Annotated in this window: 15 protein-coding genes; 2 read left to right on the top strand and 13 right to left on the bottom strand. The window is 64.7% G+C overall.

What is annotated here, in order from left to right:
• Positions 1–141: 141 nt before the first annotated feature.
• The 5 genes from LW136_RS22390 to LW136_RS22370 are packed head-to-tail and all read right to left on the bottom strand — an operon-like array spanning position 142 to position 4114.
• Positions 142–777: an SCO family protein gene (locus LW136_RS22390; RefSeq protein ID WP_234174284.1), complete on the bottom strand. Its 636-nt coding sequence runs from the start codon at positions 775–777 to the stop codon at positions 142–144.
• A gap of 21 nt (positions 778–798) precedes the next feature.
• Positions 799–1698 (bottom strand): heme o synthase, encoded by a 900-nt coding sequence (gene cyoE, locus LW136_RS22385; protein ID WP_014822215.1) that lies wholly within the window; start codon positions 1696–1698, stop codon positions 799–801.
• Positions 1699–1715: 17 nt separating this feature from the next.
• The gene (locus tag LW136_RS22380) at positions 1716–2771 is read right to left on the bottom strand and encodes a COX15/CtaA family protein (protein WP_234174283.1); all 1056 of its coding nucleotides are present in this window, start codon (positions 2769–2771) and stop codon (positions 1716–1718) included.
• Between the two features lie 52 nt (positions 2772–2823).
• Positions 2824–3402, bottom strand: a complete 579-nt coding sequence (locus tag LW136_RS22375) for a hypothetical protein (protein ID WP_234174282.1) — start codon at positions 3400–3402, stop codon at positions 2824–2826.
• The gene (locus LW136_RS22370; RefSeq protein ID WP_234174281.1) at positions 3377–4114 is read right to left on the bottom strand and encodes an SURF1 family protein; all 738 of its coding nucleotides are present in this window, start codon (positions 4112–4114) and stop codon (positions 3377–3379) included. The genes LW136_RS22375 and LW136_RS22370 overlap by 26 nt, the downstream gene beginning before the upstream one ends.
• 70 nt (positions 4115–4184) lie before the next feature.
• Here LW136_RS22370 and LW136_RS22365 point away from each other — a divergent pair, with 70 nt between their 5' ends.
• The gene (locus LW136_RS22365) at positions 4185–4388 is read left to right on the top strand and encodes a twin transmembrane helix small protein (RefSeq protein ID WP_003303658.1); all 204 of its coding nucleotides are present in this window, start codon (positions 4185–4187) and stop codon (positions 4386–4388) included.
• Between the two features lie 4 nt (positions 4389–4392).
• Here LW136_RS22365 and LW136_RS22360 read toward each other — a convergent pair whose 3' ends face one another.
• From LW136_RS22360 to LW136_RS22325, 8 genes are all read right to left on the bottom strand, one after another.
• Positions 4393–5289 carry a cytochrome c oxidase subunit 3 gene (locus LW136_RS22360; protein WP_023445734.1) on the bottom strand — a complete coding sequence of 299 codons (897 nt, stop codon included), beginning with the start codon at positions 5287–5289 and terminating at the stop codon, positions 4393–4395.
• Positions 5286–5861, bottom strand: coding sequence for a cytochrome c oxidase assembly protein (locus LW136_RS22355; RefSeq protein WP_003303654.1), 576 nt, complete (start codon positions 5859–5861; stop codon positions 5286–5288). Before LW136_RS22355 ends, LW136_RS22360 begins: the two co-directional genes overlap by 4 nt.
• Positions 5862–5949: 88 nt before the next feature.
• Complete coding sequence (gene ctaD / locus LW136_RS22350) at positions 5950–7587, bottom strand: cytochrome c oxidase subunit I (protein ID WP_234174280.1); 1638 nt, start codon at positions 7585–7587, stop codon at positions 5950–5952.
• 12 nt (positions 7588–7599) lie between these two features.
• A complete protein-coding gene (gene coxB, locus LW136_RS22345; RefSeq protein WP_234174279.1) occupies positions 7600–8733 on the bottom strand; it encodes a cytochrome c oxidase subunit II in 1134 nt (377 codons plus the stop codon).
• Positions 8734–8965: 232 nt separating this feature from the next.
• On the bottom strand, positions 8966–9232 hold the full coding sequence (locus tag LW136_RS22340) for a hypothetical protein (RefSeq protein ID WP_003303649.1): 267 nt from the start codon (positions 9230–9232) through the stop codon (positions 8966–8968).
• Between the two features lie 108 nt (positions 9233–9340).
• Positions 9341–10882: a SulP family inorganic anion transporter gene (locus LW136_RS22335; protein ID WP_234174278.1), complete on the bottom strand. Its 1542-nt coding sequence runs from the start codon at positions 10880–10882 to the stop codon at positions 9341–9343.
• A 75-nt stretch (positions 10883–10957) separates the two neighbouring features.
• A complete protein-coding gene (locus LW136_RS22330; protein ID WP_234174277.1) occupies positions 10958–11692 on the bottom strand; it encodes a carbonic anhydrase in 735 nt (244 codons plus the stop codon).
• 194 nt (positions 11693–11886) lie between these two features.
• Positions 11887–12951 (bottom strand): PA0069 family radical SAM protein, encoded by a 1065-nt coding sequence (locus LW136_RS22325; protein WP_234174276.1) that lies wholly within the window; start codon positions 12949–12951, stop codon positions 11887–11889.
• 295 nt (positions 12952–13246) lie between these two features.
• Between LW136_RS22325 and LW136_RS22320 the strand changes: the two genes are divergently transcribed.
• Complete coding sequence (locus LW136_RS22320; RefSeq protein ID WP_234174275.1) at positions 13247–14317, top strand: acyltransferase family protein; 1071 nt, start codon at positions 13247–13249, stop codon at positions 14315–14317.
• Positions 14318–14384: the final 67 nt, after the last annotated feature.

The following is a 14384-nucleotide window of genomic DNA, read 5'->3' as shown; positions in this document are numbered from 1 at the left end:
GGGCGTTGATTCGCCATAGCCTGCGCCATCATCGAACATTCCCCTCGCCCCCTTGGGAGAGAGCTAGGGAGAGGGGGCGGGCTTCCAGGCCCAGCGCCAGCTATGGTCCGTACACTGCGAACGCCAACAGGCTCGCTTTCCTCACTCCGCCTGCTTGACCAGCTCAGGCAACTGCTCGGCCAGTTTCTGCACCCGCAAAGGCGAGCGGATAAAGCCCTGCTGCCGACCATCCGGGCCGATCAGGACCAGGTTGCCGCTGTGGTCGACGGTGTAGTTTTCCTTGCTGGTATCGCCGGGTATGAAGGGAATGCCGACGCCGTTGGCCAGCGTCTGGATATCGTCCAGCGGGCCGGTAAGCCCCTGGAAACCGGCGTTGAAGTAGCCGAGGTATTCCTTGAGTTTTTCCGGCGTGTCGCGATTCGGATCGATGCTGACGAGGATGATGCGCAGCTGGTCGCGCACGGCGTCCGGCAGCATGCCGTTGAGTTGGCGCAGTTCGGCCAGGGTAGTGGGGCAGATGTCCGAGCAGAAGGTGTAGCCGAAGAACAGCAGCGTCCACTGCCCGTCCAGTTCGTTCAGTTTTACCGCTTCGCCGTCCTGGTCCGTCAGGCTCAGCGACGGCACCGTGCGGCTCTGCGGCAGCACGACGATGCCGGCATCCAGCAACTGCGTGGGGTCGAGCTGGCGCTGGCTGTTGAGCACCTTGGAAACCGTCAGCCCGACGACCAGCGCGATCAGCGCCACGAGAATGAAGACGGTTTTCTGGATGCGGGTCATGAACGTCCTTTGGGCGACTATCTAGAAATCGAGCAGCAGATAATGATCAACCAGCAGCGCGATGAACAGCGCGAACAGGTACCAGATGCTGAATTTGAAGGTCTTGATTGCCGCATGTGGCCGGCTGTCGCGGTACAGCGCGATCGTCCAGTAGAGGAAGCGTGCACCCAGCAACGCTGCGGCGGCGAGGTACAGCGGGCCGCTCATGTGAATGGCGAACGGCATGAAGCTGACCGCCAGCAGCATCACCGTGTAGAGCAGGATGTGCACCTTGGTGTAGTGCACGCCGTGGGTCACCGGCAGCATCGGCACGTTGACCTTGGCGTACTCGTCCTTGCGGTGAATCGCCAGCGCCCAGAAGTGCGGCGGCGTCCAGGCGAAGATGATCAGCACTAGCAGCAGCGGTTCGGCGGTGACCTGGCCGGTCACCGCAACCCAGCCGAGCAGCGGCGGTGCGGCGCCGGCGAGTCCGCCGATGACGATGTTCTGCGGCGTGGCGCGTTTGAGAAAGCCGGTATAGATCACCGCATAGCCGATCAGCGAGGCCAGGGTCAGCCAGGCGGCGAGGGCATTGGTGAAGGTCAGCAGCAGGGCCAGCCCGCTGACGCCGAGGACGAAGGCGAAGGTCAGTGCCGCCGCTGGCGAGACCCGGCCTTCGGCCAGGGGTCGCTTGTGGGTGCGGGCCATCACCGAATCGATCTGCCGGTCCACCACATGGTTCACCGCCGCCGCGCCACCGGCACACAGGGCGATGCCCAGATTGCCGAACAGCAGCACCGTCCAGGGCACGCCGGCGCGGGTGGCGAGGAACATGCCCACCAGCGAGGTGATGAGCATCAGCAGCACCACCTTCGGCTTGGTCAGCTCCAGGTAGTCGCGCCAGCTGGCCTGGGCGCTGCGTTCGCTGAGTAGAGTCGCCATGGGGGTTCTCCTTATGGTCATGCGCGGGGCAGATCGAGCTGCCCCGTCGTGTTCAAAATCGATGCTGGCTCGGTTTGCCGGGCGGCATGTGCAGGCTGGCGCAGCCGGTAATTGACCAGTACCAGCACCAGCAGCAGCGCAGCGCCACCACCGTTGTGCGCCACGGCCACCGTCAGCGGCAGGTTGAACACCACGTTGCTGATGCCCAGCCCGACCTGCAGCGCCAGCGCGGCGATGAGCAGCCCGGCCAGCCGGCCGAGTCCGCGGCGCATGAGCATGGCGGCCAGCAGCAGCAACACCAGCGTCACGCACAGTGCGCCGATGCGGTGGCTGACATGGATGGCCGTGCGTGCCTCGCCATAGAGCAGGCCGCCGAGGTAATTCGGGCCGATGTCGTGATGGGTCAGGTTGAAGGCGTTGGCGAAGTCCATCCGCGGCCACCATTCGCCATGGCAGGTGGGGAAGTCGGTGCAGGCGACGGCCGCATAGTTGCTGCTGACCCAGCCGCCGAGGGCGATCTGGGCGACCACCGCGAGCATGGCGATGCCGGCGAATTTGCGCAGCCGACCGTCGATGGCTGGCAACGGAGCAAAGGCGCCGGACAGCCGCAGGCACAGCAGGAACAGCAGGCTGAGGGTGGTGAAGCCGCCGAGCAGGTGCGCGGTAACCACCTGCGGCCAGAGCTGCAGGGTCACTGTCCACATGCCGAAGATCGCCTGGGCGATGACCACCGCGAGCAGTAGCAGCGGCAACTTCACCGGCTGCCCGGGTTGGCCGCGACGGCGTATCGCCTGCGCCGCCATGGCGAGAATCACCAGCCCCAGCGCGCCGGCGAAATAGCGATGGATCATCTCGTTCCAGCCCTTGGCCACTTCCAGTGGAGCCTCGGGAAAGCGCAGCGCAGCAAGACTCTGCTTGTGCTCGCTCATCGGCACCGCGAGAAAACCATAGCAACCCGGCCAGTCCGGGCAGCCGAGGCCGGCGTGGGTCAACCGCGTATAGGCGCCGAGCAGTACGACCACCACCGCCAGCAGCGTGGCGATCAGGGCGAGGCGGTATCCGGGTTTGGCCATCGGTTTCTCCTTGGGCGGCCAGTTTGGGACCCCAGCGAAGCGGCAGAGTGCGTCAGCCGATCTGCGAGATCTTCAGCAGGTATTTCAGGTCATCGAGGATTGCCTTGCCGTCGGCTTCGGCGTCGTATCGCAGCACCAGGTTGCCGTGCGGATCGACGATCCAAAGCTGCGGCGTGGCTGGTGCTTCGGGGTTGCGGGCATACACGCCGGCGTCGAGGCCATGGCGTTGCAATTGCGGATACTCGCGCCGCAGGCGTTGCTCGTAGGCCTCGTCCAGATCGGTGGCGCTGGCCAGGGCGTGGCCGGCGCGGGCGGCTTCGCGAGCCAGGCCGATATTGATCTGGCGGGACAGGTAGACCAGCTGCTGGCACTGCGTTTCGCAGCCCTGCGGGGCGGTGACCAGCAGCTCCCAGCGCCGTTCGGAGTAGGCTGCAGTCACGCCGATGGCTGCGCGGTCCTGGCCGTTGGCGATCAGCACGCCGTCGTAGCTGCGGGTCTGCGGTACCCAGAAGCCGAAGCGATACATGGCCGAGGCCAGGAGCATCGGCCCCAGCACGACGCCGAGAATTAGCAGCAGTTGCAGCCGGCCACGGCCGCGTTTCGGCTCACGGCCGGCAAGGGTTGGATTCATCGTCGTCACTGTGCTTCTCCCGTGCCTGATGCACGCCGAAGTAGATGAACAGCGCCAGTAGGGCGGCTGCCATGGCAAACCACTGCACGGCGTAGCCCAGATGCTGCGACGGGCGCATGCTGGTGATCGCCCAATCGGCGCGGTAGGCGCTGGGGCCGGGCTCCAGACGCAATTCATGGATCACGCCTTCGCGGCCGGCCTGCTGCCACATCGCCTCGATGTCGACGTGGTTGATCAGGCGCGGCCAGCCCTCGGCCGTGCGGTGGCTGAAGATGAACGGCTTTCCTGGCGGTACGTAGACCCAGGCGGCGAGCTTCAAAGACTGCGCTGGTGTGTCGAAGGCCGGCGGCACGCGGCGATCGGGCCAGGGAATCCAGCCGCGGTTGACCATTACCCAACGGTCGCTGAGCTCGTCATGAAAGGGCTGCAGCAGCTCTACGCCAACCTGGCCGTCACGGGTGCGGCTGTCGAGCAGGAAGCTGTGTTCGGCATCGAAGCGACCCTGCAGATGCACGCGGGAAAAGGCCGGCTGGGCGCTGCTTTCGATCTGCTCCGGTGATAGCGGCGCAGCTTGCTGCCTCGCCTCCTGGCGTGCCAGCAGATCGCGCTTTTGTTCGCCGCGCTCCAGCTGCCAGAAGCCCAGCCAGACCAGTACCGGCAGCATGGCCAGCACCAGCAGGGTAGGCAGCAGCCCCGGCCTGAAGCCGCTCATGCCCGGCAGCCTGATGTGTCGATACGGCTGGCTATACTCCACCCCCAATACCCCTGTCGTGGAATCGCTCATGCTCAAGGCGGCGATCGTTCTGTTGTTAGTGGCCACGCTGGTCAGTCTGTTCAGTGGGTTGTTCTTCCTGGTCAGGGACGAGGGCCGCACCTCCCGCGTGATCACGGCCCTGTTTATCCGGGTCAGCCTCAGCGCACTGACCGTTGCGCTGATCGGCTGGGGTTTCTATACGGGGCAGCTGCGCCCCGCCTTTGGTTTCTGATTCGCTAGATCACATAGACGAAGACGAACAGCGCGATCCACACCACGTCGACGAAGTGCCAGTACCAGGCCGCTGCCTCGAAACCGAAGTGCTGTTCCGGGCTGAAATGCCCGCGCAGGATGCGCACCAGCATCACCGTGAGGATGATCGCGCCCATGGTCACGTGGGCGCCGTGAAAGCCGGTGAGCATGAAGAAGGTCGCGCCGTAGATGCCCGAGCCCAGGGTCAGCCCCAGTTCGGTGTAGGCATGCACGTACTCCTCGATCTGCAGGACCAGGAACGCGGCGCCGAGCAGCACGGTCAGCGCCAGGCCGATCTTCAGGTGCTGGCGATTGTTCTTGCGCAGCGCGTGGTGCGCCCAGGTCAGGGTGAAGCTGGAGCTGACCAGCAGGATGGTGTTGATCAGCGGCAGGCCCCAGGCACTGATGGTGCCTTCCGGTGCCGGATAGAGCTTGGGATCTGGGGTGTTGAGCAGCGGCCAGGTGTATTCGAAGCCGGGCCAGAGCATGTTGCTGATGCCCTTGTCGCCTTCGCCGGCCAGCCAGGGGCCGGCCCAGTAGCGGATGTAGAAGAGCGCGCCGAAGAAGGCGAGGAAGAACATCACCTCCGAGAAGATGAACCAGCTCATGCCCCAGCGGAACGAGCGGTCCATCTGTGCGCTGTACAGCCCGGCGCGGCTTTCCTTCACCACGGCGCCGAACCAGCCGAACATCATGTAGGCGATCAGCAGCGCACCGACGAAGAAGATCATCGGCCCGCTGGACTCGTCACGCCCGGCTTTCAGGTCGTTGAACCAGCTGCCCAGGCCGTAGAAGGTGACCAGCAGGGCGATGGTGGCGATGATTGGCCATTTGCTCTGATCAGGAACGTAATACTGCTCGTGGGTGGTCTGTTGGCTCATTGCAGACTCTCCTTGGCCGGGGCCGATGTGGCGTTGACGGCCACCGGCGGCTGGCGGGACGTGATGTCGAACAGCGTGTAGGCAAGGGTCAGGTTGTGCACGTCGGCGGGCAGGTCGCGATCGACGATGAAGCGCACTGGCATTTCGATGCGCTCGCCCGGTTGCAGCACCTGCTGGGTGAAGCAGAAGCACTCGGTCTTGTGGAAATACGCGGCCGCCCGCGACGGCGAGACGCTGGGAATCGCCTGGGCGGTCATCGGCTTGTCGGTCGGGTTGTAGGCGACGAAACGAATCTCCTGGCTGGCGCCCGGGTGCACGCTGAGCTGGTCGGCCAGCGGGCCGAACTCCCAGCGCATGCCGGCGGCGTTGGTGGCGAGAAACTGCACCCGCACCGCCCGCGCCGCGTCGGCGCTCTGCGAGCCGGTGTAGGCGCCGGCGGTCTTGCCGTTGATGCCGAACGCCTGGCACATGACGTCGTAGATCGGCACCAGCAAGAAGCCGAAACCAAACATGCCGACCACGACGAACAGCAGGCGGCGGACCAGGCGTCGGGTGGGCAGGGACTCGTTCATGAGAGCCTCCCCGTTTGGTGGGAGCGGGCCTTTTCGCGGTCGACCTGGCAGACCCGGCCGGGCCTGCCAGCGACGCCCTGTTGCCTGCTCACGGCGTCAGCTCCCCGCCAGTGCCCTTGCGGTGCTCGTGCACATCGCTCATGTCCGGTGGTGTCTGGAAGGTATGGTAGGGCGCCGGCGATGGCACGCTCCATTCCAGCCCCTCGGCGCCGTCCCAAGGCTTGGCTGGTGCCGGCTCGCCGCCGCGGATGCACTTGATGACGATGAACAGGAACAGCAGCTGGGTGGCGCCGAACATGAAGGCACCGACGCTGGAGACCATGTTGAAGTTGGCGAACATCATGTTGTAGTCGGGGATGCGCCGCGGCATGCCGGCCAGGCCGACGAAGTGCATCGGGAAGAACGCCAGGTTCATGCCGATGAAGCTCATCCAGAAATGCAGCTTGGCCAGGGTCTCGTCGTACATGTGCCCGGTCCACTTGGGCAGCCAGTAGTAGGCTGAGGCGAAGATGCCGAAGATCGCTCCCGGAACCAGCACGTAGTGGAAGTGCGCCACCACGAAGTAGGTGTCGTGGTACTGGAAGTCCGCCGGGGCGATGGCCAGCATCAGCCCGGAGAATCCGCCGATTGTGAACAGGATGACGAAGGCCACGGCGAACAGCATCGGCGCCTCGAATGTCAGCGAGCCGCGCCACATCGTCGACACCCAGTTGAACACCTTTACCCCGGTGGGCACGGCGATCAGCATGGTGGCGTACATGAAGAACAGCTCGCCGGTCAGCGGGATGCCGACGGTGAACATGTGGTGCGCCCAGACGATGAAGGAGAGGAAGGCGATCGCCCCGGTGGCGTAGACCATCGAGGTGTAGCCGAACAGCGGCTTGCGGCTGAACGCCGGGATGATCGAGCTGACCGCGCCGAAGGCCGGCAGGATCATGATGTACACCTCGGGATGGCCGAAGAACCAGAACACGTGCTGGAACAGCACGGGGTCACCGCCCCCGGCGGCACTGAAGAAGCTGGTGCCGAAGTGGATGTCCATCAGCATCATCGTCACCACGCCCGCCAGAACCGGCATCACTGCGATCAAGAGGAAGGCGGTGATCAGCCAGGTCCAGACGAACAGCGGCATCTTCATCAGGGTCATGCCTGGCGCACGCAGGTTGAGGATGGTGGCGATCACGTTGATCGCCCCCATGATCGAGCTGATGCCCATCAAGTGGATGGCGAAGATGAAGAAGGTCACGGATTCAGGCGCGTAGGTGGTCGACAGCGGCGCATAGAAGGTCCAGCCGAAGTTCGGCCCGCCGCCTTCCATGAACAGCGTCGAAACCAGCAGGCCGAAGGCCGCCGGCAGCAGCCAGAAGCTGAAGTTGTTCATCCGTGGCAGCGCCATGTCCGGCGCGCCGATCATCAGCGGGATCATCCAGTTGGCCAGGCCGACGAAGGCCGGCATTACTGCGCCGAACACCATGATCAGGCCGTGCATGGTGGTCATCTGGTTGAAGAATTCCGGCTGCACGATCTGCAGGCCCGGCTGGAACAGCTCGGCGCGGATGACCATGGCCATCGAGCCGCCGAGCAGGAAGGCGCAGAAGCTGAACCACAGGTACATCGAACCGATGTCCTTGTGGTTGGTGGTCAGCAGCCAGCGCGAGAGACCCTTGGCCGGGCCGTGGTGGTGGTCATGTCCGGCATGACCATGATCGTCGATCACTGCACTCATCACCGAATCCTCTTACTGGGTGGCTTCTTCGGCCTGTTTGAAGTCGAGCACGTCTTTCGGCGTGACCATGTCGCCGGTCTCGTTGCCCCAGGCGTTGCGCTCGTAGGTGATGACCGCGGCCAAGTCGACTTCCGACAGCTGCTTGCCGAAGGCCGCCATGGCGGTGCCCGGCTTGCCGTTGACGACGATGTCGATGTGCGCCTCGATGTCGCCGGTGGCGATGGCCGAGCCCTTGAGGGCCGGGAACATTGGCGGGATGCCTTCGCCGCCGGCCTGGTGGCAGGACGCGCAAGCGGTCTGGTAGACCTTCTCGCCGTGCGCGGAGAGCTCTTCCAGCGTCCATTCCTTGCTGGTCAGTTCGGCCACCTTGGCGGCTTCGGCCTTCTTCTCGCCGAGCCAGGCGGCGTAGTCCTCGGCGGACTTGACCTCCACCACCACCGGCATGAAGCCGTGGTCCTTGCCGCACAGCTCGGTGCACTGGCCGCGGTAGATGCCGGGCTCTTCGACGCGGGTCCAGGATTCGTTGATGAAGCCGGGGATGGCGTCCTTCTTCACCGCCAGATCCGGCACCCACCAGGAGTGGATGACGTCGGCCGCAGTGATCAGGAAGCGCACCTTGGCGCCGGCGGGAATCACCAGCGGCTCGTCGACTTCCAGCAGGTAGTTTTCGCCCTTGGGCGCCTGGTTGTTGATCTGCTCGCGCGGCGTGGTGAGGTTGCTGAAGAACTCCACGTCCTCGCCCAGATACTTGTAGTGCCACTTCCACTGGTAGCCGGTGATCTGCACGTCGACGTCCGATTCGCTGGAGTCGTAGATGTGGATCAGCGTGCGCGTCGCCGGGATCGCCATGCCCACCAGGATCAGTAGCGGGATGACCGTCCAGAGCACCTCGACGCGGGTGTTTTCGTGGAAGTGAGCGGAATGCTGACGCTTGGAGCGGCGGTGCGCGACCATCGACCAGATCATCACGCCGAATACCAGCACGCCGATGACCACACAGATCCAGAAGATCGTCATGTGCAGATCGAACACCGAACGGCTGACGTCGGTGGCGCCGGAGCGCATGTTCACGTCCCAGGCCGCCTGGGCCTGGCCAAATATTGCCGAAAGCCCAAGCCCCATCCAGATGCATGGATGTCGAGACATTGCGGGTTCCCCTTATGATTCTTGTTATCCCGCCGACCGCCATCGCACCGCCGAAAATCGGCTGGCCGGGGAAACCATTCCCGTCATGCCAGCTACGTTTTCGATCGGTCCGATTCTGCCCAACGCCACCCGCGAAACGCTCGCTGGCGACATGGACGCTTGCACGCGCAGTCGGAACTCAATCAGGTACGCCTACGATTCGGAGTATAGACAGCGATCCCACTCTGGCAATTTAAGCGCGGGGCGCGTCTGGCTCGGGCTGTGTGGGAGCATCGTTCTTCTTCACCCCACGCAGGTTCATCAGCGCCAGGCAGACCTGCAGGGTGATCAGCGCCCACGCCTCGGCGTGCCAGCCCCAGATCACCCAGAGCAGGTTGCTCAGCAGAAAACAGCAGAAGCCGACGAAGCGCCGGCCGGGCTGCAGCGAGCCGATCAGCCAGGCGGCGATCACCGTGACCACCATGGCCGGCCATTGCAGCAGATCGATATAAACGTCCAATTCAATCCTCCAGAAGCGCCGGCAGCGCATGGGATTACCCGATGCGCTGCCGGCTAGGTGCACGTTGTGCGTGGTCGTGTCTGAAAGATGAGGGGTTGGTCGCCCTGATTAGTTCCCGTCGGCCGCCGCGGCAAGATGCACGGCCTGTCGCCGGCGACCTTCGACCCGCCGCGTCAGTGCCCGCGGCTCGATGATCAGCCGTGCGCCGCTGGCCTGGTTGGCGCGCTGCCATTCTTCCAGCAGCTCCATGCAGGCATGGTCGATGTACTGCAGGTGCGTCATCGGCACATGCACGCAGGCATTCTTCGGCACGCCCTCCAGCGCGCGGGCCAGTCGCGGCACCTTCAGAAAGGTCGCTGCGCCCTGCATGCGCAGTTCGACCCGGCGGCCTTCCTGCACCACCGTGGCCCTCAGCCGCGAAGCCTGCCAGGCCAGTTGCCCCAGGGTCAGTGCGAAGCCCAGCAGGACGCCGGTCAGCAGGTCGGTGGCGACGATGGTCAGCGCCGTGGCGAGATGGATCAGCATGGCCATGCGCCCGTAGCGGCCGAGCTGGCGCAGCGCGTTCAGGTCGATCAGCTTGAGCCCGGTGTAGACCAGCACACCGGCCAGGCTGGCGATTGGAATCTGCTCCAGCAGCACGGCCAGCAGCACCACCGCGGCCAGCAGCCAGAGCGCGTGCAGCATGGCCGACAGCCGCGTGCGCGCGCCGGCCTGCACATTGGCCGAGCTGCGCACGATCACGCCGGTCATCGGCAGCGCGCCGAGCACACCGCAGAGCATGTTGCCGACGCCCTGAGCGGTGAGCTCGCGGTCGAAATCAGCGCGTGGACCCTGGTGCATGCGGTCAACCGCCGCCGCCGACAGCAGGGTTTCGGCGCTGGTGATAAAGGCCACGGCCAGCGCCGCGACCAGCAGACCGGGATCGGCGAAGGCCAGCAGATCGGCCGGTTGCAGCCAGCTGATGGCATCGGCGAGATTGTCCGGCACCTCGACACGGCGCACGTCGAGCCCCAGCCATAGCCCCGCCAGCGTTGCCGCCGCGACGCCCAGCAGCGCGCCGGGCAGCAGGCGTAGGCGCTGCGGCTTGAGCCGATCCCATGCCCACATGCAGGCGATGGTCAACAGGCCGAGAGATGCGGCGATCAGCCCGTTACCGCCGCCGGAAAACGGCAGCGCGGCCCATAACGCGGCGGGAAAGGCGCTGATATTGTCCAGTCCGGAGGCTTCCGGCTGCCCGTCCAGCATCACGTGCAACTGCGACAGCACGATGAGGATGCCGATGCCGGCCAGCATGCCGTAGACCACTGCCGGCGCGGTGACGCGGAACCAGCAACCCAGCTTCAGCCGACCGGCCAGCAGTTGCAGCGCACCGGCCAGTAGCAGGATCGGCCCGAGCATGGCCGCTCCGTATTGCTGCACCAGTTCGAACACCAGCACCGTGAGTCCGGCGGCCGGGCCGCTGACCTGCAGGGGTGCACCGGCCAGCCAGCCCACCACCAGCCCGCCGACGATGCCGGTGATCACGCCCTTGGCGGGCGGCATGCCCGAGGCAATGGCGATGCCCATGCACAACGGCAGGGCCACCAGAAAAACCACCACGGACGCCATCAGGTCACGCGGCAGCGTTGCTTTGAGTGTTTGTGCATTCATTCAAAAATCCTCGACACGCGGCGACGCCCCCGGGGCGTCGCCTGAAGCGACAGCCAATGCCTTGCGGCCGGCGGTTCAGGCCTGCAGGTAGCGCGGCGTGGGCGTTGCTACCGGCAGCGGGCCGTCGCCGTCCAGCGGCGCGAAACGGCCGCTGGTGGCGTCGTAGGCGAGGATTTCGCTGGTCTCGATGCAATAGACCCAGCCGTGGATCGACAGCTGACCGCCGGCGAGGCGCGCGGCGACCGAGGGATGGGTGCGCAGGTGGTCGAGTTGGGCCACCACGTTCTCTTCGGTGAGCACGCCCAGGGCTTCGCCGGCGCCGCAGCTGCAGTTCTGCTCGACCAGGCTGCGGGCCACTTCGCAATGGCGCAGCCAGGCCTTCACCGTGGGCATCCGTTGCAGGCCGCTGGGGTCGAGAACCGCTTTCATCGCGCCGCAGTCGGAATGCCCGCAGACGATGATGTGCTGCACGTTGAGCGCCATTACCGCGTACTCGATGGCGCTGGAGACGCCGCCGTTCATCTGGCCGTAAGGTGGCACCACATTGCCGACGTTACGGGTGACGAACAGGTCGCCGGGCGAACTCTGGGTGATCAGCTCGGGAACGATGCGCGAGTCGGCGCAGGTGATGAACATCGCACGCGGCTGCTGGGCCCTGGCCAGGCGGGCGAACAGCGCCTGCTGTTCGGGATAGACCTCGGTGCGAAAGCGGCGAAAGCCATCGACCAGATGGGCGAAGGATTCGTCGGCGCTTTCGCCACGTGCGGATGGTTCGTTGCGCTCGGCGCGAGCGGTGAATATTTCACGCATGGGTGGTCTCCTGATGCAGGGCAAGGCATGCCAGCACTCATCCAGGCCGGTTGTGCGGCTGGTGACTGGCTGGTCACATTTGCCCCGAGGCTAGTCAGCGAGACTTAACTGAAACTGAACAAACCGCTCTAGGACGAGCCTTTTCGGCTTCCTGATTGCTGTCGTAGTGATGGCGCTGGCGGCGCTTGCGAACCTCAGAGCAACGACATCTGCGAACCCGGCACGGCAAAACGACTGCAATCAAGGCCGTAGTTCTGATCCCGTCGGTTGAAGCCCAGGCGCTTGCACGCCAGCTGAAAGCGTTGCGCCAGCAGCTGGGCGAACTGGCCTTCACCGCGCATGCGACTACCGAAGCGGCTGTCGTAATCCTTGCCGCCGCGCGATTGGCGCACCAGGCTCATGACATGGGCAGCGCGCTGCGGGAAATGCTCCTGCAGCCATTCATCGAACAGCGTGGCCACTTCATGGGGCAACCGCAGCAGCACGTAGCCGGCCGAGCGCGCACCGGCCTCGCGGGCGGCTTCGAGCAGGTGCTCCAGCTCCATGTCGTTGATCATCGGAATCATCGGCGCACACATCACGCTGACCGGCACGCCAGCCTCATGCAGGGTGCGCAACACCCGCAGGCGCGCCGAGGGCGAGGCTGCGCGCGGCTCCATGATGCGTTTCAGTTCGTCGTCCAGCGTGGTCAGGCTGACGGAGACGCTGACCAGCTGCTGCTCGGCCAACGGCACCAGCAGATCGAGATCGCGCAGCACCAGCGAACCCTTGGTAATGATGTGCACCGGGTGCTTGAAGCGCAGCAGGATCTCCAGCGCCTGGCGCGTCAGACGCTGCTCGCGCTCCAGCGGCTGATAGGCGTCGGTATTCACCCCCAGCGCGATCGGTTGCGGCACGTAGCCCGGCTTGGAGAGTTCCTGTGCGAGGCGCTCGGCGAGGTTGGTCTTGGCGATCAGCCGCGTCTCGAAGTCGATGCCCGGCGACAGGTCCCAATAGGCGTGACTGGGCCGCGCAAAGCAGTAGATGCAACCGTGTTCGCAGCCTCGATAGGGATTGACCGAGCGATCGAAACCCACGTCAGGCGACTGGTTACGGGTCAGTACGCTCTTGGCCGTCTCGAATCGCACTTCGGTGGCGCGGGTCGGTGGCACGTCCTGTTCCCAGCCGTCGTCGTACGCCTCGCTGCGTGTCGGGGCGAAACGGTTGTCCGGGTTGATCGCAGTACCGCGGCCGGGTGGTGTGGCACGGGGGAAACTCATGGAAATCGATCCAGTTACTGTTCATGCATACAGTAATCGCCTCGGCGACAGCGCGCCAGCGCCGCTGATCGACGCTGCTTGCTACCGCCTGTCGGCTGGCTCGGGAACATTTGCCTCGCGCTCGGGACAAAGGGGCTGACCGGGTGCACGCGCGAGCGACGCCTGTCGTGGAGCCGGCCGGCAAACAAAAAGGACGATCGGAGCGCGACGCGCAACCGATCCGGCAGTACCGGCATGCACCGCTTGCGTGCGCTCCATCCTTCACGTCACTGCCGCTACTCGTCAGGAGCAGACCATGCATCCCACCGGCTCTTTCCACACCCGGGAGAACAATTTCGACTTCCTGCGCTTCTTCGCTGCGGCGCTGGTGCTGTTCGCCCACAGCTATCCGCTGGTTGGCCGCCGCGGTGATGAGCCCCTGACATTGCTGACCGGCTACGAAAAGGGCGGCTCGATCGCCGTCGGCATCTTCTTCGTCATGAGCGGCTATCTGATCACCTCGTCCTGGCTGGCCAGCAGCAGTCCGAAGAGCTTTCTGATCAAGCGGGCTCTGCGCATCTTCCCGGCGCTGATCGTCGCGGTATTGCTCTCGGTGTTTGTCATCGGGCCGCTGGTCACCCATCTGACCCTCGGCCAGTATCTCGCGGCCGACGGCACCTGGACCTACCTGCAGAACATCCTCTTGGTAACACGCTACGAGCTGCCCGGCGTATTCACCGGTAACGTCTACCCGGACGTGGTCAACGGCTCGCTGTGGACACTGCCGCTGGAAGTGCTGATGTACATCGGCGTGATGATTCTCGGGCTGACCGGTTTCCTCAAGCGCCGGCTGATCTTCCTGCCGATTGCCGTGCTCGCCGTCGGGCATTTCTGGCTGCTGGGCAAGCTGGGTATCGAGTCCTACTTCATCAAGAACATCTTCAAACTGGGGCTGCTGTACTACAGCGGCTCGGCACTGTTCCTCTATCGCGACGACATCCCCTGGCGCGGCTGGATCGCGGCGCTGTTGTTCGCCGCGCTGGTGGCAACCTTCCGTACCGACATCGGCCCGCTGGTGTACTTCATCGCACTGCCGTATCTGGTGCTCTATCTGGCCTACGCGCCGCTGCCGCTGATCTCGCGTTTCGGCAAGTACGGCGATTTTTCCTATGGCCTGTACATCTACGCCTTCCCGTTCCAGCAGCTGACGGTCTACCTGTTCGGTCCGCAGGTCGGCGTGCTCGGCCTGACGCTGATCGCCTTCGTGCCGACGCTGATCCTCGCTGCGCTGTCCTGGCACCTGATCGAAGCGCCGGCAATGAAGCTCAAGCGCCTGTTTGCTTCGCCACCGCAGCCGGGGCGAGCGACGCCGAAGGTCGAAGGCTGATTTGGACTGGTACAAAAAAGGAACCCGCCACTTGGCGGGTTCTTTGTTTTAGAGGTTGGGCGCGCCG

Origin of the sequence: Stutzerimonas kunmingensis (genome assembly GCF_021432085.1) — a bacterium.
Taxonomy (GTDB): domain Bacteria; phylum Pseudomonadota; class Gammaproteobacteria; order Pseudomonadales; family Pseudomonadaceae; genus Stutzerimonas.
This window is presented reverse-complemented; position numbering and strand designations above follow the sequence as displayed.